We start from the raw sequence: 20954 nt of genomic DNA, 5'->3' as shown, positions 1-20954 counted from the left end.
TTTCAAATTCCCTTTCCGCAATTAAGAGGCTAACGTGGCAAAACTATCCCTAATTGAGCGCGAAAATAAGCGCGCAAAAACTGTAGAGAAGTACGCTGCTAAGCGTGCAGAACTCAAAGCAATCATTGCTGATAATTCACGCAGCGATGAAGAGCGCTATGAAGCTCGCTTGAAGCTCCAAGCTCTTCCACGTAACGCAAGCCCGATTCGTCAAAGAAATCGTTGTTCATTAACCGGTCGCCCACGTGGCACATTCCGTAAATTCGGTTTGGCTCGTAGCAAGATTCGCGAAATCGCATTCCGTGGCGAAATCCCCGGTTTAACCAAGGCCAGCTGGTAAGCGGCGAAAGAATTAGGAGAACTCATGAGTATCAGCGATCCAATCGCCGACATGTTGACCCGGATCCGCAATGCGCAAGCAGTGCAGAAGCCTTTGGTCACAATGCCGTCGTCAAAAGTTAAAGTGGCTATTGCAAAAGTTTTGCAAGACGAAGGCTACATTGAAAGTTTCGAAGTCAAAGGTGAAGCAGCTAAGCCAGTGCTCCATATTGATCTCAAATACTATGCAGGCCGTCCTGTTATTGAGCGCATCGATCGTGTTTCGACACCAAGCTTGCGTATCTATAAAGGCCGTCATGACATTCCAGAAGTCATGAATGGCTTGGGCATTGCCATTATTTCAACCCCTAAAGGCGTAATGACTGACCGCAAAGCACGTGCAACTGGCGTGGGCGGCGAAGTTATTTGCTACGTAGCTTAAGGAGCGAAATATGTCCCGCGTAGGTAAATCACCAATTACAGTGCCAAAGGGCGCTGAAATTAGCATCAATGGTGCAAACGTGACTGTTAAAGGCCCACTAGGAACCTTGACACACAATTTGCATCCTTCAGTTGGTTTGAAGCAAGAAGACGGTGTGTTAACCGTTGTATTGAACGATAACTCTCCAGAGGCTGGTGCACATTCTGGTACAGCACGTGCTTTAGTAAACAACATGGTTGTTGGAGTAACTACTGGCTTTGAGCGCAAGCTCAGCTTGGTAGGCGTTGGTTATCGTGCACAAGCCCAGGGCGAAACATTGAAATTGCAATTAGGTTTCTCACACGACATTATTTACAACCTTCCAAAGGGCGTAAAAGCTGAGACCCCATCGCAAACTGAAATCATTATTAAAGGCTCCAACAAGCAGCAAGTTGGCCAGGTAGCCGCCGAAGTTCGCGCATACCGCTCACCAGAGCCATACAAAGGCAAGGGTGTTCGCTACGTGGATGAGGTTGTGCATCTGAAAGAAACTAAGAAGAAGTAAGCGAGATTAGAAAATGAATAAAGACGAATCCAGACAAAGACGTGCTCGGCAGACTCGTATTCGCATCGCTGAAGCAGGTGCAAATCGCTTAACTGTTATCCGTAGCAACTCACACATTTCCGCTCAGGTTTATAGCCCATGTGGAACCAAGGTTGTAGCAGCCGCTTCAACAATGGAAAAAGATTTGCGCCAGGCAATCAAGAACGGCGGCAACGCTGATGCAGCAAAACAAGTCGGCAAACTCGTTGCTGAGCGTGCTGTTAAGGCAGGCGTTGTTGATGTTGCTTTTGATCGTTCCGGTCATCGTTACCACGGCCGTATTAAGGCCTTAGCTGAAGCTGCGCGTGAAGCCGGCCTGAAGTTCTAATAGGTTTAGGAAAAAACATGGCAAAAATGCAAACTAAGATGCAAAACGAAGAGCGTGATGATGGTCTTCGCGAGAAGATGATCGCTGTTAATCGCGTCACTAAAGTGGTAAAGGGCGGCCGTATTCTCGGTTTCGCTGCACTCACTGTAGTTGGCGATGGTGATGGCCGCATCGGCATGGGCAAAGGTAAGTCAAAAGAAGTGCCTGTTGCTGTACAAAAAGCAATGGATGAGGCACGTCGCAAAATGATTAAGGTGCCTTTACGTAAAGGTACATTGCAGCATTCTGTGATTGGTCAACATGGCGCTTCCCGCGTTCTGATCTCTCCAGCAAAAGATGGTACTGGCGTTATTGCTGGCGGTCCAATGCGCGCTATTTTTGATGTGATGGGCGTTACTAACGTTGTTGCTAAGTCACTTGGTTCTACCAATCCTTACAACATGGTTCGCGCAACGATTGATGGTTTGAGCAAGATGAGTACTCCTGCTGAGATTGCTGCTAAGCGCGGTAAGTCAGTTGAAGAGATTCTCGGCTAAGACCAAAAGATTAGGAATCTACAAATGACAAAATCAAACTCCAAAGTCAAACTGCAATTAGTGCGCAGCTTGATTGGCACACGCGAGAGCCACCGTGCAACTGTTCGCGGCTTAGGTCTTGGTCGAATCAATTCAGTTTCTGAATTGGAAGATACGCCAGCTGTTCGCGGCATGATTAATAAAGTTTCTTATCTAGTGAAAGTCATTGGCTAAAAACTAGCTAGTAAATAGGCGAAGAATATGCAACTCAATACACTCAAACCCGCAGCAGGCTCTAAAAAGGCTCGCCGTCGCGTAGGTCGCGGCATTGGCTCTGGCCTTGGTAAAACTGCTGGCCGTGGTCACAAAGGTCAAAAATCACGTTCCGGCGGCTTCCACAAAGTAGGCTTCGAAGGCGGTCAAATGCCAATGTATCGTCGTTTGCCAAAGCGCGGTTTCGTTTCTTTGACTCGTCGTCACGTTGGTCAAATCACATTGAATGACTTGGCAAAAATCAATTTGCCTGAAGTAGATCTTTTGGTATTGAAGGCTCATGGTTTTGCTGGTGAGCAAATCAATGCAGTAAAAGTGATTAAAACAGGCGAACTCAAGATTGCTGTAACTCTAAAGGGCATTACAGCGACAGCCGGTGCAAAGGCAGCTATTGAAGCAGCTGGCGGCAAACTGGTTGAGTTGGCTTAATAGGTTATTGATTCAGTATGGCTTTAGCACCAACCACTAACGCAAGCACAGCAACAACAGGGGGCAAGTTTGGCGAATTACGCCAGCGCTTGATTTTCTTGGTGTTGGCTTTGCTCGTGTTCCGTTTGGGTGCTCATATTCCAGTTCCAGGAATTGATCCTGACCAACTGGCGCAATTGTTTGCGGGCCAAAAAGACGGTATTTTGGGAATGTTCAACTTATTCTCAGGTGGTGCCTTATCTCGCTTTACCGTTTTTGCCTTAGGAATCATGCCTTACATTTCTGCATCGATCATCATGCAATTGATGACGATTGTGGTTCCTTCTTTGGAGGCATTGAAAAAAGAAGGCCAAGCTGGTCAACGTAAGATTACTCAATACACCCGTTACGGCACCGTGTTTTTAGCAACATTTCAGGCGCTAGGAATTTCTGTGGCATTGCAAGCTCAGCCAGGCTTGGTAATAAACCCAGGTTTAATGTTTGAACTAAACACCGTCGTCACTTTGGTAACTGGCACGATGTTTTTGATGTGGCTTGGCGAACAAATTACTGAGCGTGGTTTAGGTAACGGTATTTCTATCATCATTTTCGGCGGTATCGTTTCTGGCTTGCCAAATGCTCTAGCTAGTTTATTGGAGCTAGTTCGCACTGGCTCAATGAATATTATTTCTGCTCTTTTGATCGTGGTGATCGTGATAGCAGTGACTTATTTTGTGGTGTTTGTAGAGCGTGGTCAGCGCCGTATTTTGGTGAACTACGCCAAACGCCAAGTAGGTAACAAAATTTATGGCGGGCAATCCTCATATTTCCCACTTAAGCTCAATATGGCGGGTGTGATTCCTCCTATTTTTGCATCATCGATTATTTTGTTTCCTGCAACGATTGCCGGCTGGTTTACTTCTGGTGATACAACTAATGTATTTAGTCGTTTTATTAAAGATCTTGCCGCTACATTGGCGCCGGGTCAGCCCGTGTACACCATTTTGTATGCTGCTGCGATCATTTTCTTCTGCTTTTTCTATACGGCCTTGGTATTTAACAGTCGTGAAACTGCGGATAACCTGAAAAAGAGTGGCGCATTTGTTCCAGGTATTCGTCCAGGCGATCAAACAGCGCGTTACATCGATAAGATTTTGGTGCGCCTGACTTTAGCTGGTGCAATTTATATGGTTCTGGTCTGCTTGTTGCCAGAATTTTTAGTGTTGAAGTACAACGTGCCGTTTTATTTCGGTGGTACTTCATTGTTAATTATTGTGGTTGTTGCGATGGATTTTATGGCTCAAGTTCAGTCATTTGTTATGCAGCAACAGTATGGCTCTTTGATGAAAAAAGCCAACTTTAAGATGGGCGCTTAACTGAATGTCTAAAGACGATGTAATTCAGATGGCGGGGGAAGTGGTAGAGAATTTGCCAAACGCGATGTTTCGCGTGAAGCTGGAAAACGGACATGTGGTTCTAGGGCACATTTCTGGAAAGATGCGGATGCACTACATCCGAATTTTGCCAGGAGATAAGGTAACGGTGGAGATGACTCCTTACGACCTAACGCGCGCCAGAATTATTTTCCGTGCGAAGTAAAGATTAAGTAGTACCTATTTTTAAGAGGTGAGTTATGAAAGTTTTAGCATCCGTTAAGTGTATTTGCAGAAATTGCAAGATCATCAAGCGCAAACGTGTTGTGCGTGTGATCTGCTCTTCAGATGCACGTCATAAGCAGCGTCAAGGCTGATCTGGTTAATTAAGAGGAAATCTCATGGCACGTATCGCTGGGGTAAACATCCCAAATCATCAACATACTGTTATTGGTTTAACAGCAATTTTTGGCATTGGCACAACTCGTGCACGTCAAATTTGCAAAACTACAGGTGTTGCAATTGACAAAAAAGTTAAAGATCTTACTGACGCTGACTTAGAAAAGTTGCGTGATGAAGTAGGTAAATTCATTACTGAGGGTGACCTTCGTCGTGAAGTGACAATGAGCATCAAACGTTTGATGGACTTGGGTTGCTATCGTGGCGTGCGTCATCGCAAAGGCTTGCCTGTTCGTGGTCAACGTACCAAGACGAATGCGCGTACCCGTAAGGGCCCACGTAAGTCCGGCATTGCACTGAAGAAATAATCAAGAAAGTTTATTGACATGGCACAACAAAAATCCGCTTCCGCTGCTGCACAGCGCGCTCGTAAGAAGGTTAAAAAGAACGTTGCTGACGGCATTGCACACGTTCACGCTTCTTTTAATAACACCATTATTACGATCACTGATCGTCAGGGAAATGCGCTTTCATGGGCAACTTCTGGTGGCCAGGGCTTCAAAGGCTCACGTAAATCTACTCCTTTTGCCGCGCAGGTAGCTGCAGAAGTAGCAGGTAAGGTCGCTATTGAATGCGGTATCAAGAATTTGGAAGTTCAGATCAAGGGCCCGGGCCCAGGTCGTGAATCTGCAGTTCGCGCATTGAACTCATTGGGTATCAAGATCACTGAGATTCAAGACGTTACTCCAGTTCCTCACAATGGTTGCCGCCCTCCTAAGCGTCGTCGTATCTAAGCTAGGAAGTTGGCAGTAAAAGTTTTAGTAGTTTTTTATTAAAGCCCACTGTTCACCTGATTTAAAGGGTGAACTCACCGCCGGTCGAAAGGCTGCGGCAAAGAAAGGAAAACATCGTGGCACGTTACTTAGGGCCTAAGGCCAAATTAGCACGTCGGGAAGGTACCGACTTATTTTTAAAGAGCGCACGTCGCGCCTTGTCAGACAAGTGCAAGTTAGATACTAAGCCTGGTCAACATGGTCGTACATCTGGCTCAAGAACATCTGACTACGGTAATCAATTGCGTGAAAAGCAAAAGGTTAAACGTATCTACGGCGTATTAGAGCGTCAGTTCCGTCGTTATTTCGCGGAGGCAGAGCGTCGCAAAGGTAACACCGGCGAAACATTGCTCCAGTTATTAGAGTCACGTTTGGATAACGTGGTTTATCGCATGGGCTTTGGCTCAACACGTGCAGAAGCGCGTCAGTTAGTTTCTCATGGCGCAATCATGCTTAATGGCAACGCAGTAAATATTCCATCTATTCAGGTTAAACCTGGTGACGTAGTTGCAATTCGCGAAAAGGCGAAGAAGCAAGCACGTATTACAGAATCACTCAATTTGGTTCAACAAATGACTGCGGTTACTTGGGTATCTGTTGATGCGACTAAGTTGGAAGGAACATTTAAGCAAGTGCCTGATCGCGAAGATATCAGCGGTGAAATTAATGAAAGTTTGATCGTCGAATTGTATTCACGCTAATTTAGGCACTCTCAAGGAAAAAATATGCAAACAAATTTGCTCAAGCCAAAGATTATTTCTGTTGAAGCGCTTACCGCCAACCAAGCTAAGGTTGTTATGGAGCCGTTCGAGCGTGGCTATGGCCACACACTCGGTAATGCATTACGTCGTGTACTTTTGTCCTCGATGGTTGGTTATGCTCCAACTGAAGTAGCTATTGCAGGTGTAGTTCATGAATATTCAACCTTAGATGGCGTTCAGGAAGATGTCGTCAATCTCTTGTTGAACCTTAAAGGTATCGTATTTAAATTACAGTCACGTGATGAAGTCACTATCAATTTGCGTAAAGAAGGCCCAGGCGTCGTTACAGCAAAAGACATTGATCTTCCTCACGATGTAGAAATCATCAATCCTGACCATGTCATTGCTCACCTATCAGCTGGTGGCAAGCTAGATATGCAGATCAAGGTTGAAAAAGGTCGTGGCTATGTTCCTGGTAACGTTCGTCAATATAACGACGAAACCTCCAAGATCATTGGCCGCATCGTATTGGATGCATCTTTTAGCCCGGTGAGCCGTGTTAGCTATGCTGTTGAGTCTGCTCGTGTTGAGCAACGTACCGATCTTGATCGCCTCGTTATGACCATTGAAACCAATGGCGTGTTGTCTCCTGAAGAAGCAATTCGTCAGGCTGCAAGTATCTTGGTAGATCAATTGGTAGTATTCGCAGCTCTAGAAAGCAGTGAAGTATCTGGTGATCTCGCACCAAATCGCTCTTCAATGGTTGATCCAATGTTGATGCGTCCGGTTGACGATCTTGAGCTCACAGTTCGCTCCGCAAACTGCTTGAAGGCTGAGAACATCTACTACATTGGTGACTTGATTCAACGTACCGAAAATGAATTGTTGAAGACGCCTAATTTGGGCCGTAAATCTTTGAATGAAATTAAAGATGTATTGGCTGCTCGTGGCTTAAGTCTTGGCATGAAACTCGAGAGCTGGCCTCCAGCTAACCTTGAGAAATAATTAGAAAGGAAGCATCATGCGTCACGGAAACGGCTTACGCAAACTCAATAGAACCTCTTCACATCGCTTAGCGATGTTGCGCAACATGTCTAATTCTCTTTTGGAGCACGAAGTGATTAAAACCACTTTGCCAAAAGCAAAAGAATTACGGATGGTTGTTGAGCCTTTAATTACCTTGGGTAAAAAAGATAACTTGGCTAATCGTCGCTTGGCATTTAATCGCACTCGCGATCGTGATATTGTGACCAAACTTTTTACTGAGCTTGGCCCACGCTATGCAACACGTCCAGGTGGCTATCTTCGCATTTTGAAGTTTGGCTTCCGTCATGGCGATAATGCGCCAATGGCTTTGGTTGAGTTAGTTGACCGCCCAGAAGTTGAGGAAGTGGTTGCTGAAACTCAAGAGGCTTAATACTCTGTCTCAAAGAAAAAGCCAGGCTTCGGTCTGGCTTTTTTCATTTAAAGGGTTATAAATAGCTTATGTCTCCAACCCCCATAAATACGCCTTTATCTGCTCAGAATCACCTATTGGTGGTCGTTACAGCGTTGCCAGATGTTGATGCTGCTAAGGGTTTGGCGCGCGTCCTTATTGATGAAAACTTGGCGGCTTGTGTGCAATTAGGAAGTAACATTCAGTCGATATATCGCTGGGAAGGTAAGTTGTGCGAGGAGCAGGAAGTTCTTTTATCTGCTAAAACTTTAGCAAGCAAATGGCAAGAAATATTAAGCGTTATTCAGAAAAATCATCCATATGAGCTTCCTGAAATTTTGGCTTTCTCGCCTGAGCAATATTCACAACAGTATGGTGATTGGGTTCAAGCCGAGGTAAATAAAGCATGAGAATGCAATTGATTCTGAAGTCACTTATTGCGCTCTTAGTGCTGTTATCTGCACAACTTTTTGCTGCAACAGATTTTTTGCCACCAGAAAAAGCTTTTAGGGCGGAGGCTACTTGGCTAGAAAATTCGAATCAAGTAGAGCTGGAATTCATCCCAGCAAAAGGGTATTACATTTATCAGGAATCGCTCCAGTTCCAAGCTGGTTCAGAACCCGGAAAGCTATATAAAATAAGGCCTAAACTGCCATTTGGCGTTGAAAAGTTTGATGAAACTTTTCAGAAAAAAATGCAGGTTTATAAGCAGCCTTTTATGGTTTTGTTAGATGTCAAACCTGCAGCTGAAAAACCCATACATGTGGAAGCTACATTGCAAGGTTGTGCTGAGGCGGGCATTTGTTATCCGCCAATGACCTTGAAATTTTTGTTGGCAGCACCTGGAGTGAAAGCGGCACCCATTCCTGAAATTTTAGAAGCGGCAACAACAGAGCAGGCCACACCAATTTCAAGCTCGCAATTTGGTTTGGCTGATTTGTGGCGTGAGCGTGATGATGTGAATGCGATTGGCAAATTTCTACAAAGCGCATCAAGTACTTATTTATTTCTCGCTTTTTTTGTTTTGGGGCTAGCCTTGGCGTTTACGCCATGCGTTTTGCCCATGCTGCCTATTCTTTCGAGTGTCATATTTGGAACACAGGGTGGAAAGGCAATTTCAAAAGGGCGTGCAAGTGCTTTAGCGTTTGCCTATGTGATGGGCATGGCATTGGTTTATGCCTTGGCTGGCGTTTTAATGGCCGCCCTTGGAGGCAGTGTTCAAAGAGCTCTGCAAAGCCCTCTAGCCTTAGCTGCCTTTGCACTTCTACTATTGACCCTCTCAGGCAGTCTTTTTGGGCTTTATGACTTGAGGCTGCCCCAGGCTTGGCATCACCATGTAGATAGGCTTGCAGGGCGCCAGAAGGGCGGTAGTGTCTTAGGTGCCTTTGCTCTTGGCGGAATCTCGACATTAGTTGCCAGCCCTTGCATTACTGCCCCGTTAGCGGGGGTTTTGGCTTTTATTGCGCAAACAGGCTCTATGACCTTGGGCGCAGGACTCTTATTTGTCATGGCTTTGGGTATGGGGCTACCACTTTTATTCATTGCAATTGAAGCGCGAATATTGATTCCATCCACTGGTATTTGGATGGTTTGGTTGCAACGAACCCTAGGTGTTTTGTTAGTAGCAACGGCAGCATGGATTGCTTCACCATTAATTCAAAAGAATGAGTCATCCAAATCTCAAAATATCGTTAATGGACAAGCCATTCATCAAGTGGGCGAGCTTTCTTTCATGGTGATTCATTCGTCAGCAGAATTAGATGAGCAACTTGATAGAGCCAAGCAAGAGCAAAAAATGCTGTTACTCGATTTCTATGCCGATTGGTGTATTAGCTGCAAAGAAATGGAAGTCAATACATTTGCGAACCCTGAAGTTAGCAAAGAATTAAAGCAATTTGTTTTATTGCAGGCCGATGTAACTGCGAATAGCGCTGCTAATCAGGCCCTGCTTAAGCGCTTTAATTTATATGGCCCACCAGGCATCTTAATTTTTAATCAGAACGCTAAAGAGCTAACATCACGGCGTGTCATTGGTTATATGCCGCCGCAACGTTTTATTGAGCGCTTAAAACAAGCGACTCAATGAGGTAAAAAAATTAAAATAATTGAGTAGATTGCGGAACTACTTAATCGTTTTCAATATGCGTGCCGCTTCTATTGCAAAGTAGGTAAGCACACCATCCGCACCCGCACGCTTAAATGCAAGCAAGGATTCCATCATGACTGCATCATGATCAAGCCAACCATTTTGTGCGGCAGCCTTGAGCATTGCGTATTCGCCGCTTACTTGATAGGCATAGGTTGGGTATTCAAATGCTTCACGGACACGTCTCACAATATCTAAATATGGCATCCCAGGCTTCACCATTACCATATCAGCCCCTTCGCTAATATCTAGCGCAACCTCCCGCAAAGCCTCGTCACTATTGGCGCAATCCATTTGATAGGTTTTTTTGTCAGCTTTACCAAGATTCTTTGCTGAGCCTACTGCGTCTCTGAAAGGGCCATAAAAGGCAGAGGCATATTTTGCTGAATAAGCCATGATGCGTGTATGAATAAGTTGCTTTTGCTCAAGCGCTTCGCGAATTTTTCCAATACGGCCATCCATCATGTCAGAGGGTGCAACGATATCAACACCTGCTTCTGCTTGTGCAAGAGCTTGTTTGACCAAGATGGCAGTAGTTTCATCATTCAAAATGCGACCTTGATCATCAAGGATGCCATCTTGCCCATGACTGGTGTAAGGGTCAAGTGCAACATCAGTCATGATGCCTAAATTTGGAAATCGCTTTTTAAGCTCGCGTACAGAAGTTGGTATCAAGCCGTTGGGGTTAAACGCTTCCTCACCATTTGGTGTTTTTAGTGCTGCATCGATAACTGGAAATAGGGCAAGAACAGGAATGCCAAGATCAACACACTCTTGTGCTACAGGAAGTAGCAGATCGAGCGAAAGTCGACTAACACCGGGCATGGAAGCAACAGCTTCCGATTTTCCTTTACCCTCTAGTAGAAAAACGGGGTAGATCAAATCGCTAACGCTGATGGTATTTTCTTGGACTAGCCGACGAGACCAATCATCACGACGCATCCGACGAGGACGATGTCCTGGAAAATTGAGCAAGGAGTTATTGTGAGATTTCTTCATCATGGGGTTCTGATTCAAATAGCCATTTAATAATTAAATTATCTGCCTCTTCAAGCCCAATACGTTTTGTGCTTGAAAACAATTGTGCCGTAAGTTGTTTTGATTCACCGTTATCGTTTGGAAGTAGCGGATCATATTGTTGCAGTTGCTTTTGGACTGCCTCTAGCGCATGCTTGCACTCACTTTTATTGAGTTTGTCGCACTTGCTCAGCAAAACGTGAATAGGTTTGCCTGTAGGCACAAACCATTGAATCATTTGCGCATCTAGGTCTGTAAGGCCGCGTCTAGAGTCAACAATAAGAATCATGCCCACTAATTGCTGCCGTTCCTGCAGGTAATCGCTTAATAAGCTATTCCAGTGGTATTTGGTCTCGTGGTTCACGGCTGCATAGCCATAGCCCGGTAAATCCACCAAATAAGCCAAAAGGTCGTCTTTGGAGAAAAGTCCAAAATAATTGATATGTTGGGTGCGACCAGGGGTTTTACTGGCAAAAGCAAGCCTTTTTTGGTTGCAAAGGACATTAATTGCGCTAGATTTGCCCGCATTGGAACGACCTGCAAAGGCTACCTCAGGAAGGGGTGTGGCTGGTAGGCAATGGGTGTCATTGACTGTTGTGGCGAATCGGGCTTGAAAGAGTTTAGACATGTCTAGAAGCTATTGTAAAATCACGCAAAATCATGAAATATCTCATGGTGTTGGGTAAAAAGGTTGTAAATGTAGGGCCCAAACACTTTTAGGAATTTTTGCCAAGGTAAACATAATGCGTCAAACCTCCCAAATCTCCAAATTCAACTGCTTGCGTGCGGGTTTTGCAGCCCTTTCTATTTTCGCTTTGATTGGCGTTTCAGGCGTAGCAAATGCTGCAGACGCTGCTCCAATGGCTGCAGATGCTAAGGCTGCTGTTCCAGGCAAGCCAAAAGTCGATCCAGCCGCTGGGGAGGCACTTTATTCCAATGGCGATTCTAGCCGTGGCGTTACCGCTTGTTTAACTTGCCATGGTCCTAAGGGGCAAAGCGCCACAGGTACATGGCCTAAGTTATCCGCTCAACATGCTGCATATACAGCCAAGCAATTGAAAAATTTCAAAGAAGGCACACGCGCGAATCCTGTGATGATGGGTATGTCAGCCACTTTGACAGAACAAGATATGCAAAACATCGCTGCATATTTAGCTAAGCAACCTATTTCACAAGGCGTTGCACAAAATAAAGACACTATTGAATTAGGTCAAAGCATTTACCGTGGTGGTATTGCCGCAAAGGGCGTTCCAGCTTGCGCAGCATGTCACAGCCCAACTGGTGCTGGTATACCTTCTCAGTACCCACTCTTGGGCGGCCAATGGGCTGAGTACACCAATGCTCAATTGTTAGCATTCCGTGACGGTGTTCGCAAAAATAGTAGCCAAATGACAACCATTGCAACCAAGTTATCTGATCAAGAAATGAAAGCGGTATCTGATTACATTGCTGGATTGCATTAAGAAAGTATCGGCTCTGAAAAACAAAAACCCCGCTTTTACAGCGGGGTTTTTTATTGAATTAAACAGTCCGATTATTTAGGTAAGACGCTCTCTGTGCTATAGAGTTCTTGAATGCTTTCACGTCTACGTATTACAAAAGCATCTTTGCCATCCACCATAATCTCTGCTGGTTTAGGGCGTGTGTTGTAGTTTGATGCCATCACAAAACCGTAAGCACCTGCAGAGAGAATGGCTAGAAGGTCGCCTTCTTCCACAGCAAGTTGTCGATCTCTACCAAGCCAATCGCCGGATTCGCAAACAGGCCCAACGACGTCATACACAATCGATTTTGTTTGCTTTGTTTGAGCAGGAACAATGCCATGATGTGCTTCATACAAGGCGGGGCGCATGAGTTCGGTCATTGCTGCATCAACAATACAAAAGTTTTTCTCTACGCCTGGTTTTAAATATTCGACTGTTGTTAGCAGCACTCCAGCATTTCCAACAAGCGATCTGCCTGGCTCAAGAACAACATCTAAATGCCCAAAACCTCTCTCAGTAACATGATTTAACAGGGTATTTGTAAATTCTGTAATGTCGGGTGGCGTCTCATTGCTATATGAAATACCAAGCCCGCCGCCTAGATCAAGGTGGTGAATCACAATGCCCTCTCTTTTGAGATGCTCTACTAAATCCAAGACTTTATCTAATGCATCTAAGTAAGGAGCGGTGGTTGTGATTTGCGAGCCAATATGACAGTCAATGCCGACGACATCAATTTGCGGGAGACGTGATGCCTCGCGATACGTTTTTAATACCTCGTGATAGGCAATGCCAAATTTATTGCCTTTTAATCCAGTTGAAATATATGGGTGGGTTTGTGCATCAACATCTGGATTAACGCGCAAAGAGATGGGTGCTCGAAGATTTAGATCAGAGGCAACTCGATTAATTTTGTGAAGCTCTGCAATCGATTCCACATTAATACACTTCACGCCTGCTTTGAGAGCGGCGGCAATTTCGGGGGCTGACTTGCCTACACCAGCAAATACCAGGCTTTTAGGATCAGCGCCAATGGCAAGGGCGCGCGCTAATTCACCGCCGCTGACTAAATCAAATCCAGCGCCGAGTTGTTTAAACAAATCAATCACTGCTAAATTGCTATTCGCTTTCATGGCGTAATGAATGCGGGCGCGACGCTTTCCTTTGCCATCTATGCATGCTTTGTCATAGGCTTCATATGATTCGGTCAATGCTTTTTTGCTATAGACATAAAGCGGCGTGCCATATTCTTTTGCTAAATCTATGAGGGGAATTTCCTCGGCATACCAAATGCCATTACGTTCACTAAACCCTGATAATTTTGGAGGTGGTAGCGCTTTACTTGTCATTGCTGTGTCGATGGAGTGGAGTTGTTGCTAGCAGGCGGTGGATAGAGTTTGCCTTTAGGCTCAGGCTCTGTGGGAGCGGTAGGGGCTGGCGGTATATTAGGTAAATACAGGGGGCCCCTAACCCCACATCCTACAAGGGATATTAGCAGACTGATACTGAGTGCTTTGTTAAGAATCGCTATCATGAATGTCTCTTGAACGAATAATTGAATATAGCATGCAGGGCTCTTCTATGAATCCAAACAACCCCAATGTAGAAACTATCGACGATAAGCAATTTCATCAATTGGGTAGCCAATTGCTCCATTCGATTGAAGTGGCGCTAGAGTCTGCTGATGATGAGCTAGATTTGGATTTGGATGTAGCACGTCAAGGTAATAATGTTATTAACATCCGCTTTCGCGACAAGAGTGTGATCGTAGTGAATACACAGCCGCCCTTACATGAAATTTGGGTGGCCGCTAAATCGGGCGGTTATCACTATCGTTGGGCTGGCACTGTAGCGCAGCCTTTGTGGCTTGATACCAAGACTGGGAAAGAGTTATTTAGTGATTTGTCTGAGTTCGCAAGCGCGCAAGCGGGTCAACCAGTCAAAATCGCGCTAATGAAAGGGTAGCAGTGTTTTTAGGCTGCGCCAGTAGCGTTTAAAGTCTCCATTACTTGAGAGTCGGGAACACTTCTTATTTGCGCTTTCCCCATTTTTTCCAGAACGACATAGCGTATCTGGCCTCCCTCCGTCTTTTTATCCACCTGCATTAATTCCATATATCTAGTGGCACCAAACTTAGGTGGAGCGATTGGTAGGTTCATTGATCGAATAATATTAGTGAGGCGCTCAGCTTCAGCTTTGCTGATGAATTCAAGCCTGCAGGACAGATCAGCTGCAAGCACCATGCCGCAACCAACGGCTTCCCCATGTAACCACTCCCCATAACCCATTCCTGCTTCGATAGCATGACCAAAGGTGTGGCCGAAATTTAAAGTTGCACGAATACCACCTTCTTTTTCATCGGCAGAAACAACGGCAGACTTTATTTCGCAAGAACGCAGTACTGCATGACTCATGGCATCGGTATCACAAGCCAATAAGGATTTTGCGTTTGCTTCAATCCAATCGAGAAATTGAGCATCAGCAATTGCGCCATGCTTTATGACTTCCGCCAAACCAGCAGAAAGTTCGCGTGCAGGCAGTGTTTTTAAAGTGTTCAAATCGGCAATCACAGCAACAGGCTGATGAAAGGCTCCAATCATATTTTTTCCTAAAGGATGATTGATGCCGGTCTTACCTCCCACGGATGAATCTACTTGTGCCAACAAAGTCGTGGGTACTTGTGTAAAGCGAATTCCACGCATAAAGCTGGCGGCGGCAAAGCCCGTCATGTCTCCGATGACGCCACCACCCAGGGCGATGAGCATAGTTTGGCGGTCTGCGCCAAATTTAAGAAGATCATCAAAAATGAGCTGAAGATTTTTCCAGTCTTTAAAAGATTCACCATCGGGCAGAACAATGGTTCTCACAGGCTTACCAAAAGTTTCTAATGTTTTGGTAAGCCGTTGTGCATACAGAGGCGCTACAGTGGTATTGGTAACAATGTAAATAGAAGTTGCTTTTTCGCAGGCATTAAATAGCTTAGGCTGATCTATAAGATCTGTTCCTATATAGATTGGGTAGCTGCGATCACCAAGATCAACTTTCAAAGTTTTCATCATAAATATTAGTTAGAAAGTTCAAGTTGCATAATTAATGTATTGACCAACTGATTGACGCTGGGCTTGCCTGTCTCTATCACATGGTCTGCGATTTCACGATACAGCGGATCACGAATCGCATATAAATTTTCTAAGATTTTTTTTGCATCACCATTTTGTAGTAATGGGCGACCCTCACCCCCTTTAGTGCGATGCCATAACTCAATAGGATTGGCATGCAGGTAGATCACTACACCATGTTCACTTAATGCTTTCCGATTCTCGGGTAGCAGCACTGCGCCACCGCCGGTGGCTAGCACGATATTTTTTTCATTGGTGATTTCGCGTATAGCTTGAGCCTCACGCTTGCGAAATCCTTGTTCGCCTTCCATTTCAAAGATCACTGGAATCTTTACTCCACAGCGCTCTTCAATGACGTGATCAGCATCTAAAAAACGACGCCCTAATTTCTTGGCTAGCACTTTACCAACGGTCGATTTTCCGGCGCCCATTAAGCCGATTAAAAAGATGTTGTTGGTTGAAGAGTTCACTCTCCGATTTTATTAGGGTTTGTTCAGAATGGTGGGAGTTAAAAAGACCAAGAGTTCTGTTTTATCTTTTAATTTCGATTTATGGCGAAATAGAGCGCCAAGCAGGGGTATGTCACCCAATAGGGGGACCTTCACTTCATCTTCGCGTTCAGTGGTCTGGAAAATACCTCCAATAATGGCAGTGCCACCACTTTCGACAGTAATTTCTGAGCTCAAGCTTTTTGTGTCGATAGCGTACCCTTGCTCTGTTTTCATGCCTATCGTGTCCTTATTGATTCCTACTAGCATGGAAACGGTCCCATCTGGATGAATTTTGGGAAGCACTTCTAAACGCAAGTTCGCCTTTCTAAATTGCAATTTGCTCCCGTTTTGCGAAGTTATTTGATAGGGCAATTCGGTTCCTTGCTCTATGGTGGCTTTCACTTGATCCCCAGTCATGATGCGAGGATTGGAAAGAATTTTTCCTTGCCCTTCTGTCTCTAGTGCGGATAATTCGAGTTGGAGAAGTTGGCTGGCACTTTTGGTGAGGAGTGTAGCTGCCACGCCTACGGGATGAAAGCCATTTAGCCCCGATCCACCTAGGTCAAAGCTTGCACCATCCTTCTTATTTGTATCGCTATGGTGCTGATGGGTCTGGTAATTTAACTTTGCACCGAGCTCTCTAGCAAAGCGTTCATCGGCCTCCACGATGCGCGCTTCAATCAAAATCTGTCGAGGGCTGCTGATATGGTCTCCTCCAAATGGAAGTGCGGCGTCATCGCGACGATGTTTTTGGAATGCATTAATTTCTGCATAGGGGCCAATCCAGTAAATATCGCCATTTCTCACTAAACGTAAGCCACGACTCGCTAGTATGGAATGCAAGGCAATTTGCCAAGGCGTATTAGTTAGGTCAACGTTCATCCTGCCTTTAATCGACTCGCTTAATAAAAAATTAGCATTGCCTAATTTGGCGAGGATTTGTAGAAGTTCAACGATTTCAATATCAGCAAACTGCAAGCTGATGGGCGCTTCTAACAAGGTATCTCGTGCGCACGCCACCTTTGACGGTATTCCTAACAAAAATACAAGAATGGGGGCAAAAAAGAATGGATGAATTGAAACGCTGAAACGAGTGATCATTCGGATTTTTTGGGTTTGATGGTCAGGGGGCTGCTAGCTTTGGGGTGAGTGAAGATTGCGTACTCTCGATGCACGCTTGTCAGTTTCCACTCTCCAAGGGCAATCGACCCCAGTTCAAGCATGACCGTTTCCTTCCCATTTTGAAAAAAAGCTTTTTGTTGATTGCCTACTTGGCTAACGCCCAAATAGTGCCAATGACGAAGCTCAGTGAGAAAAGGAATGGGCTCAGCCTTTGGTTTTTGGTTGGAAATCACTCTATTTTTATTAAAAGAGTGAATACTTACTTTTAATTCATCAATTGAATCATAAAGAGAATCCTCTATCTCTAAAATTTCATTTTGCAAAGATTGAGTCTCATTTTTAAGGGCAACCATTTCTTGCTCAAGTCTTGCAATATGAGTGCCGGCCTGCATGTTCATCACTTCTAGGCCTATAAATATGGCAATACTTAAGGCCACAACCCCAACACCAAGACCAACATAAGGGCCGAACTTTTTCAGGTTTATCGAAACAGGGGGCGTAGGGGCCAATGCAATTTTGGGTTGTGCATCTGGGGTAGCGGGTTTCCGAAATCCATGGGGGTCTGGGATCGCCGGATCATCCCCAAGCTCGGTCAAAATATCATCAAAAGACTGAGGGGAGATATGGCGTTTTGGCATGCCCCTATTTTCGGAAGACAGGGGATATAAAACGATCAGTTTTGATTGAATGATCTGTCAGAAAACAAGGGTTTTGGAGCTTTAAGGCAAATTACCTAGGCACCCTATAATTTGCTCTTATGGCGCTTCCCCCAAAAGACAAGCCGACGTTTAATCAGCGTCCTATTCGTCAGCTCGACAGACGTCCACGTCAATATCGTGCAGACCCACGCTCGCCACGTAAATCGTCAGGAAACCCATTAGTAAAAGCGCTGCTCATTATTGGGGTGGTGCTTGCTCTGGTGGTGACTTTATTAATGGGGTACGCATTTTTGGTGGCCAAACCGAATTTGCCAAAAATCTCTGCTTTAACTGATTACAACCCTAAAACTCCATTACGCATTTACACCGCCGATAAGGTCTTGATCGGAGAGTTTGGTGAAGAGCGTCGCAAGGTGATTCCGTTAAGTGAAATTCCTGCCAGCATGAAAAATGCTGTCTTAGCAATTGAGGATGATCGTTTCTATTCTCATGGTGGCGTTGATTATGTCGGTATTTTGAGGGCAGCCGCTACCAACTTACGCGGGCACCTTTCTCAAGGCGCCTCGACCATCACGATGCAAGTGGCGCGTAACTTCTTCTTAAGTAATGAGAAGACCTTTAGTCGCAAAATTTATGAAGTCTTGTTGGCCTGGGAAATTGAATCTCAACTGACAAAAGACAAAATTCTAGAGATTTACATGAACCAAATTTTCTTGGGTCAACGCGCATATGGTTTTTCGAGTGCAGCACAAATTTATTTTGGAAAAGAGTTAAAAGATATTTCGATCGCTGAATCTGCGATGTTGGCGGGTTTGCCAAAAGCCCCCTCAGCTTATAACCCGGTAACCAATTTCAGGCGCGCCAAGATTCGTCAGGAATATATTTTGCAACGCATGCGCGATCTTGGTTACATCACTGGTGATGATTATCAAAAGGCGATGGCAGAAGAATTGCATATTCGTGGTCTTGGCAACGAGTTTGCTATTCGAGCAGATTTTCCTGCTGAGATGGTTCGGCAATTGTTATTTACTCAATATGGTGAAGCGATTTACTCTCAAGGAATTGATGTCTACACCACCATCTTGAAGGCCGATCAAGACGCAGCCTATAAGGCAGTGAGGCGTGGAATTTTCGAGTATGACCTACGTCATGCGTATCGAGGTCCTGAAGGGTTTATAGATTTACCTGAGGATCCAATTAAACGCCAGCGCGCAATTGATGAAGCATTGTTGGCTTATCCCCAGTTAGATGATCTGCAGTCTGGTGTGGTTTTAGATGTGAAGCCAAAAGAGATGCAAGTGATGATTTCTACTGGAGACACCATCACCATTAAGGGTGATGGTATGAAATTGGCTGCAGCCTCTTTAACAGATAGCACTCAACCAAAAAAACGACTTCGACCCGGAGCGATTGTTAGATTGCTGTCCGATGGTGGTATTTGGAAATTGGCTCAGCTGCCACAAGTGGAAGCTGCATTTGTATCTATGAATGCTGAAACCGGCGCAATTCTTTCTTTGGTTGGCGGGTTTGATTTCCGTCGCAATCAATTCAACCACGTCACTCAGGCATTACGTCAGCCAGGCTCTTCATTCAAGCCCTTTATTTATGCTGCTGCGATTGAAAAAGGTTTCACCCCCAGCACTATGGTCAACGATGCACCACTATCGATCGGTAGTCTCGAGACAGGAAGCCAAGCGTGGGAGCCAAAAAATTATGATGGCAAATATGATGGCATGATGCGCTTACGCAATGCCTTGGCGAAATCGAAAAATTTAGTTTCGGTTCGCATCATTCGCGCAATAGGGCCTTCGTATGCTCAAGAATATATTCAACGTTTTGGATTTGAACCAGAAAAACACCCGCCATATCTCACAATGGCTTTGGGCGCGGGCTCGGTAACACCATTGCAAATGGCTTCCGCTTATAGTGTCTTTGCTAATGGTGGCTATAAAGTAGATCCATTTTTAATTGACAAAATGGTGGACTCAAAAGGCAATATTCTTTTTGAAGCCAAGCCCGTTACTGTTGGCGATGGAGCCCCACGCGTTCTAGATGCGCGCACTGCTTTTGTAATGGATAGTATGTTGCAAGAGGTTACTAAAACGGGCACTGCAGCATCTGCGAGAGCGAAGTTAGGGCGAGGCGATATTGCAGGTAAAACAGGTACCACGAATGAATCACATGATGCATGGTTTGCTGGATATAACCCCAAAGTAGTTGCGATTGCTTGGATTGGATTTGATAAACCAGCTAGCTTGGGTGATCGTGAAACTGGTGGCGGTCTTGCACTACCGATGTGGATCTCCTATATGACGACTGCATTGAAAGATGTTCCACAGGAGTCGCGCGTTCCACCTGAGGGGGTAACTCAAGCTGACGGTGATTGGTTTATCCCTGAGTTTTCTCGTGGCAGTGGAGTGCGCGAACTACAGTAGTTCGATACGTCATGGCTCGGCAAGCGCGCACTGTTATTCCAGGCCAAGCAATGCATGTCATGGTGCGTGGCAATAATCGCGAAACACTTTTCTTTGGTGCCGATGATCGGAAAGTGTATTTGGATTGGTTGCGTGATGCCGCTAGGCAATTTGGTTGTGCTGTACATGCATTTGCCTTAATGCCAAATCACGTACATTTATTGTTAACTCCGCAAAATGAAGATTCGTTGGCTAAAACAATGCAGTCTTTGGGGCGCAGGTATGCCCAGTACTTTAATCAACAACATCATCGATCGGGCACCATCTGGGAAGGTAGATACCGCTCTTCTTTAATTGATCCAGATTACTTTTTGCGTTGTCAGCGCTACATTGAATTAAATCCTGTAAGAGCAGGATTTGAATCGAGTCCCCAAGACTCTGTTTGGACTAGTTTTGCAACACATATTGGGGGTAATGGTGAGCCCTGGCTGGTAGACCACCCTTATTTTTGGAAGCTGGGCAATACCCCCTTTGAAAGACAAATGAGATGGTCAGATTTTGTAAAGGAAGGGGCCCCCCATTGGGAGGATCGGCAAATTACAGAATCCTTGATACGCTCCAAACCCTGGGTTAGCGATATATACGCAAAAAAGCTTTTCAAAGAAACTCCAGAAATTACCAAAATTCGCCATAGAGGGCGCCCAAGAAAATTAAATCCTTTAGATTCAGTGAGATAGGGTCTAGGTATGGGGTGAAGCGTTGCATATAGCAACGACTCTGTCCCCAATTTATAAAAACAACTTGGTGCTAACCTAAAATAAATGGGACAGACTCATTTTATTTCTATTGCATCGGTATGGGTATTCACCTATATTTGATCCTCCAAAAGAAATT

The 20954-nt window shown here is 45.0% G+C and carries 29 protein-coding genes; 21 read left to right on the top strand and 8 right to left on the bottom strand.

What is annotated here, in order from left to right; translation table 11 throughout:
- Positions 1-34 precede the first annotated feature (34 nt).
- The 17 genes from rpsN to dsbD all read left to right on the top strand — a co-directional run bounded on the left by rpsN (position 35) and on the right by dsbD (position 9694).
- Positions 35-340, top strand: coding sequence for a 30S ribosomal protein S14 (rpsN, locus tag KIH43_RS04365; protein ID WP_215323696.1), 306 nt, complete (start codon positions 35-37; stop codon positions 338-340).
- 24 nt (positions 341-364) lie between these two features.
- Entirely contained in the window at positions 365-760 is a 396-nt protein-coding gene (gene rpsH / locus KIH43_RS04360) for a 30S ribosomal protein S8 (RefSeq protein WP_296969841.1), read from the top strand.
- Positions 761-770: 10 nt separating this feature from the next.
- Complete coding sequence (gene rplF / locus KIH43_RS04355; RefSeq protein WP_296969844.1) at positions 771-1304, top strand: 50S ribosomal protein L6; 534 nt, start codon at positions 771-773, stop codon at positions 1302-1304.
- A 13-nt stretch (positions 1305-1317) separates the two neighbouring features.
- Positions 1318-1671, top strand: a complete 354-nt coding sequence (rplR, locus tag KIH43_RS04350; protein ID WP_296969846.1) for a 50S ribosomal protein L18 — start codon at positions 1318-1320, stop codon at positions 1669-1671.
- Between the two features lie 17 nt (positions 1672-1688).
- Positions 1689-2207 carry a 30S ribosomal protein S5 gene (rpsE, locus tag KIH43_RS04345; RefSeq protein ID WP_215323700.1) on the top strand — a complete coding sequence of 173 codons (519 nt, stop codon included), beginning with the start codon at positions 1689-1691 and terminating at the stop codon, positions 2205-2207.
- 24 nt (positions 2208-2231) lie between these two features.
- Positions 2232-2420, top strand: a complete 189-nt coding sequence (gene rpmD / locus KIH43_RS04340) for a 50S ribosomal protein L30 (protein ID WP_068947704.1) — start codon at positions 2232-2234, stop codon at positions 2418-2420.
- Positions 2421-2447: 27 nt separating this feature from the next.
- The gene (rplO, locus tag KIH43_RS04335) at positions 2448-2888 is read left to right on the top strand and encodes a 50S ribosomal protein L15 (protein ID WP_296969855.1); all 441 of its coding nucleotides are present in this window, start codon (positions 2448-2450) and stop codon (positions 2886-2888) included.
- A 17-nt stretch (positions 2889-2905) separates the two neighbouring features.
- Complete coding sequence (secY, locus tag KIH43_RS04330; RefSeq protein WP_297718118.1) at positions 2906-4243, top strand: preprotein translocase subunit SecY; 1338 nt, start codon at positions 2906-2908, stop codon at positions 4241-4243.
- Between the two features lie 4 nt (positions 4244-4247).
- Positions 4248-4466, top strand: coding sequence for a translation initiation factor IF-1 (infA, locus tag KIH43_RS04325; protein ID WP_068320132.1), 219 nt, complete (start codon positions 4248-4250; stop codon positions 4464-4466).
- Positions 4467-4500: 34 nt separating this feature from the next.
- A complete protein-coding gene (gene rpmJ / locus KIH43_RS04320; RefSeq protein WP_012357167.1) occupies positions 4501-4617 on the top strand; it encodes a 50S ribosomal protein L36 in 117 nt (38 codons plus the stop codon).
- Positions 4618-4641: 24 nt separating this feature from the next.
- On the top strand, positions 4642-5007 hold the full coding sequence (rpsM, locus tag KIH43_RS04315) for a 30S ribosomal protein S13 (RefSeq protein ID WP_215316689.1): 366 nt from the start codon (positions 4642-4644) through the stop codon (positions 5005-5007).
- Between the two features lie 18 nt (positions 5008-5025).
- On the top strand, positions 5026-5433 hold the full coding sequence (gene rpsK, locus KIH43_RS04310) for a 30S ribosomal protein S11 (RefSeq protein WP_173954862.1): 408 nt from the start codon (positions 5026-5028) through the stop codon (positions 5431-5433).
- 116 nt (positions 5434-5549) lie between these two features.
- Complete coding sequence (gene rpsD, locus KIH43_RS04305) at positions 5550-6173, top strand: 30S ribosomal protein S4 (RefSeq protein WP_296969871.1); 624 nt, start codon at positions 5550-5552, stop codon at positions 6171-6173.
- Between the two features lie 24 nt (positions 6174-6197).
- Positions 6198-7178, top strand: a complete 981-nt coding sequence (gene rpoA / locus KIH43_RS04300; RefSeq protein ID WP_296969876.1) for a DNA-directed RNA polymerase subunit alpha — start codon at positions 6198-6200, stop codon at positions 7176-7178.
- Positions 7179-7194: 16 nt separating this feature from the next.
- Positions 7195-7590 carry a 50S ribosomal protein L17 gene (rplQ, locus tag KIH43_RS04295; RefSeq protein ID WP_296969879.1) on the top strand — a complete coding sequence of 132 codons (396 nt, stop codon included), beginning with the start codon at positions 7195-7197 and terminating at the stop codon, positions 7588-7590.
- 68 nt (positions 7591-7658) lie between these two features.
- Complete coding sequence (gene cutA / locus KIH43_RS04290) at positions 7659-8018, top strand: divalent-cation tolerance protein CutA (protein ID WP_297718110.1); 360 nt, start codon at positions 7659-7661, stop codon at positions 8016-8018.
- Positions 8019-8020: 2 nt separating this feature from the next.
- Positions 8021-9694, top strand: coding sequence for a protein-disulfide reductase DsbD (gene dsbD / locus KIH43_RS04285; protein ID WP_297718106.1), 1674 nt, complete (start codon positions 8021-8023; stop codon positions 9692-9694).
- Between the two features lie 36 nt (positions 9695-9730).
- Here dsbD and hemB read toward each other — a convergent pair whose 3' ends face one another.
- Both hemB and yihA read right to left on the bottom strand, forming a co-directional pair.
- Positions 9731-10756, bottom strand: a complete 1026-nt coding sequence (gene hemB / locus KIH43_RS04280) for a porphobilinogen synthase (protein WP_297718103.1) — start codon at positions 10754-10756, stop codon at positions 9731-9733.
- Positions 10734-11399: a ribosome biogenesis GTP-binding protein YihA/YsxC gene (gene yihA, locus KIH43_RS04275; protein ID WP_297718100.1), complete on the bottom strand. Its 666-nt coding sequence runs from the start codon at positions 11397-11399 to the stop codon at positions 10734-10736. Before yihA ends, hemB begins: the two co-directional genes overlap by 23 nt.
- 115 nt (positions 11400-11514) lie before the next feature.
- Here yihA and KIH43_RS04270 point away from each other — a divergent pair, with 115 nt between their 5' ends.
- On the top strand, positions 11515-12234 hold the full coding sequence (locus KIH43_RS04270) for a c-type cytochrome (protein ID WP_297718097.1): 720 nt from the start codon (positions 11515-11517) through the stop codon (positions 12232-12234).
- Between the two features lie 71 nt (positions 12235-12305).
- Here KIH43_RS04270 and lysA read toward each other — a convergent pair whose 3' ends face one another.
- Both lysA and KIH43_RS04260 read right to left on the bottom strand, forming a co-directional pair.
- The gene (gene lysA / locus KIH43_RS04265; RefSeq protein WP_297718094.1) at positions 12306-13604 is read right to left on the bottom strand and encodes a diaminopimelate decarboxylase; all 1299 of its coding nucleotides are present in this window, start codon (positions 13602-13604) and stop codon (positions 12306-12308) included.
- The gene (locus tag KIH43_RS04260; RefSeq protein WP_297718091.1) at positions 13601-13789 is read right to left on the bottom strand and encodes a lipoprotein; all 189 of its coding nucleotides are present in this window, start codon (positions 13787-13789) and stop codon (positions 13601-13603) included. Before KIH43_RS04260 ends, lysA begins: the two co-directional genes overlap by 4 nt.
- Positions 13790-13836: 47 nt before the next feature.
- Between KIH43_RS04260 and cyaY the strand changes: the two genes are divergently transcribed.
- Entirely contained in the window at positions 13837-14220 is a 384-nt protein-coding gene (gene cyaY, locus KIH43_RS04255) for an iron donor protein CyaY (RefSeq protein WP_296967230.1), read from the top strand.
- An 8-nt stretch (positions 14221-14228) separates the two neighbouring features.
- Here cyaY and aroB read toward each other — a convergent pair whose 3' ends face one another.
- From aroB to KIH43_RS04235, 4 genes are read right to left on the bottom strand one after another with little or no spacing between them, the layout of a single operon-like run.
- Positions 14229-15311 carry a 3-dehydroquinate synthase gene (gene aroB, locus KIH43_RS04250; protein ID WP_297718125.1) on the bottom strand — a complete coding sequence of 361 codons (1083 nt, stop codon included), beginning with the start codon at positions 15309-15311 and terminating at the stop codon, positions 14229-14231.
- Between the two features lie 8 nt (positions 15312-15319).
- Positions 15320-15844 (bottom strand): shikimate kinase, encoded by a 525-nt coding sequence (locus tag KIH43_RS04245; protein WP_296967228.1) that lies wholly within the window; start codon positions 15842-15844, stop codon positions 15320-15322.
- A 12-nt stretch (positions 15845-15856) separates the two neighbouring features.
- Entirely contained in the window at positions 15857-16966 is a 1110-nt protein-coding gene (locus KIH43_RS04240; protein WP_297718087.1) for a type II and III secretion system protein, read from the bottom strand.
- Positions 16963-17625: a hypothetical protein gene (locus KIH43_RS04235; RefSeq protein WP_297718084.1), complete on the bottom strand. Its 663-nt coding sequence runs from the start codon at positions 17623-17625 to the stop codon at positions 16963-16965. The genes KIH43_RS04240 and KIH43_RS04235 overlap by 4 nt, the downstream gene beginning before the upstream one ends.
- A 119-nt stretch (positions 17626-17744) precedes the next feature.
- Here KIH43_RS04235 and KIH43_RS04230 point away from each other — a divergent pair, with 119 nt between their 5' ends.
- Entirely contained in the window at positions 17745-20081 is a 2337-nt protein-coding gene (locus KIH43_RS04230; protein WP_297718081.1) for a penicillin-binding protein 1A, read from the top strand.
- A gap of 11 nt (positions 20082-20092) precedes the next feature.
- Positions 20093-20797: a transposase gene (locus KIH43_RS04225; protein WP_297718078.1), complete on the top strand. Its 705-nt coding sequence runs from the start codon at positions 20093-20095 to the stop codon at positions 20795-20797.
- The last annotated feature ends 157 nt before the right edge of the window (positions 20798-20954 follow it).

Source organism: Polynucleobacter sp., assembly GCF_018500155.2.
Classification (GTDB): Bacteria; Pseudomonadota; Gammaproteobacteria; order Burkholderiales; family Burkholderiaceae; genus Polynucleobacter.
This window is presented reverse-complemented; position numbering and strand designations above follow the sequence as displayed.

Excerpts from the sequence above, each read along its gene's own strand:
- rpsK (WP_173954862.1), top strand. The coding sequence starts at position 5,026 with ATGGCACAACAAAAATCCGCTTCCGCTGCTGCACAGCGCGCTCGTAAG.
- rpmJ (WP_012357167.1), top strand. The coding sequence starts at position 4,501 with ATGAAAGTTTTAGCATCCGTTAAGTGTATTTGCAGAAATTGCAAGATC.
- cyaY (WP_296967230.1), top strand. The coding sequence starts at position 13,837 with ATGAATCCAAACAACCCCAATGTAGAAACTATCGACGATAAGCAATTT.
- cutA (WP_297718110.1), top strand. The coding sequence starts at position 7,659 with ATGTCTCCAACCCCCATAAATACGCCTTTATCTGCTCAGAATCACCTA.
- KIH43_RS04230 (WP_297718081.1), top strand. The coding sequence starts at position 17,745 with ATGGCGCTTCCCCCAAAAGACAAGCCGACGTTTAATCAGCGTCCTATT.
- KIH43_RS04270 (WP_297718097.1), top strand. The coding sequence starts at position 11,515 with ATGCGTCAAACCTCCCAAATCTCCAAATTCAACTGCTTGCGTGCGGGT.
- rpoA (WP_296969876.1), top strand. The coding sequence starts at position 6,198 with ATGCAAACAAATTTGCTCAAGCCAAAGATTATTTCTGTTGAAGCGCTT.
- infA (WP_068320132.1), top strand. The coding sequence starts at position 4,248 with ATGTCTAAAGACGATGTAATTCAGATGGCGGGGGAAGTGGTAGAGAAT.
- KIH43_RS04260 (WP_297718091.1), bottom strand. The coding sequence starts at position 13,789 with ATGATAGCGATTCTTAACAAAGCACTCAGTATCAGTCTGCTAATATCC.
- rplR (WP_296969846.1), top strand. The coding sequence starts at position 1,318 with ATGAATAAAGACGAATCCAGACAAAGACGTGCTCGGCAGACTCGTATT.
- rpmD (WP_068947704.1), top strand. The coding sequence starts at position 2,232 with ATGACAAAATCAAACTCCAAAGTCAAACTGCAATTAGTGCGCAGCTTG.
- secY (WP_297718118.1), top strand. The coding sequence starts at position 2,906 with ATGGCTTTAGCACCAACCACTAACGCAAGCACAGCAACAACAGGGGGC.
- KIH43_RS04240 (WP_297718087.1), bottom strand. The coding sequence starts at position 16,966 with ATGATCACTCGTTTCAGCGTTTCAATTCATCCATTCTTTTTTGCCCCC.
- rpsE (WP_215323700.1), top strand. The coding sequence starts at position 1,689 with ATGGCAAAAATGCAAACTAAGATGCAAAACGAAGAGCGTGATGATGGT.
- hemB (WP_297718103.1), bottom strand. The coding sequence starts at position 10,756 with ATGATGAAGAAATCTCACAATAACTCCTTGCTCAATTTTCCAGGACAT.
- rpsH (WP_296969841.1), top strand. The coding sequence starts at position 365 with ATGAGTATCAGCGATCCAATCGCCGACATGTTGACCCGGATCCGCAAT.
- rpsM (WP_215316689.1), top strand. The coding sequence starts at position 4,642 with ATGGCACGTATCGCTGGGGTAAACATCCCAAATCATCAACATACTGTT.
- dsbD (WP_297718106.1), top strand. The coding sequence starts at position 8,021 with ATGCAATTGATTCTGAAGTCACTTATTGCGCTCTTAGTGCTGTTATCT.
- rplO (WP_296969855.1), top strand. The coding sequence starts at position 2,448 with ATGCAACTCAATACACTCAAACCCGCAGCAGGCTCTAAAAAGGCTCGC.
- aroB (WP_297718125.1), bottom strand. The coding sequence starts at position 15,311 with ATGAAAACTTTGAAAGTTGATCTTGGTGATCGCAGCTACCCAATCTAT.
- rplF (WP_296969844.1), top strand. The coding sequence starts at position 771 with ATGTCCCGCGTAGGTAAATCACCAATTACAGTGCCAAAGGGCGCTGAA.
- KIH43_RS04225 (WP_297718078.1), top strand. The coding sequence starts at position 20,093 with ATGGCTCGGCAAGCGCGCACTGTTATTCCAGGCCAAGCAATGCATGTC.
- yihA (WP_297718100.1), bottom strand. The coding sequence starts at position 11,399 with ATGTCTAAACTCTTTCAAGCCCGATTCGCCACAACAGTCAATGACACC.
- rplQ (WP_296969879.1), top strand. The coding sequence starts at position 7,195 with ATGCGTCACGGAAACGGCTTACGCAAACTCAATAGAACCTCTTCACAT.
- lysA (WP_297718094.1), bottom strand. The coding sequence starts at position 13,604 with ATGACAAGTAAAGCGCTACCACCTCCAAAATTATCAGGGTTTAGTGAA.
- KIH43_RS04235 (WP_297718084.1), bottom strand. The coding sequence starts at position 17,625 with ATGCCAAAACGCCATATCTCCCCTCAGTCTTTTGATGATATTTTGACC.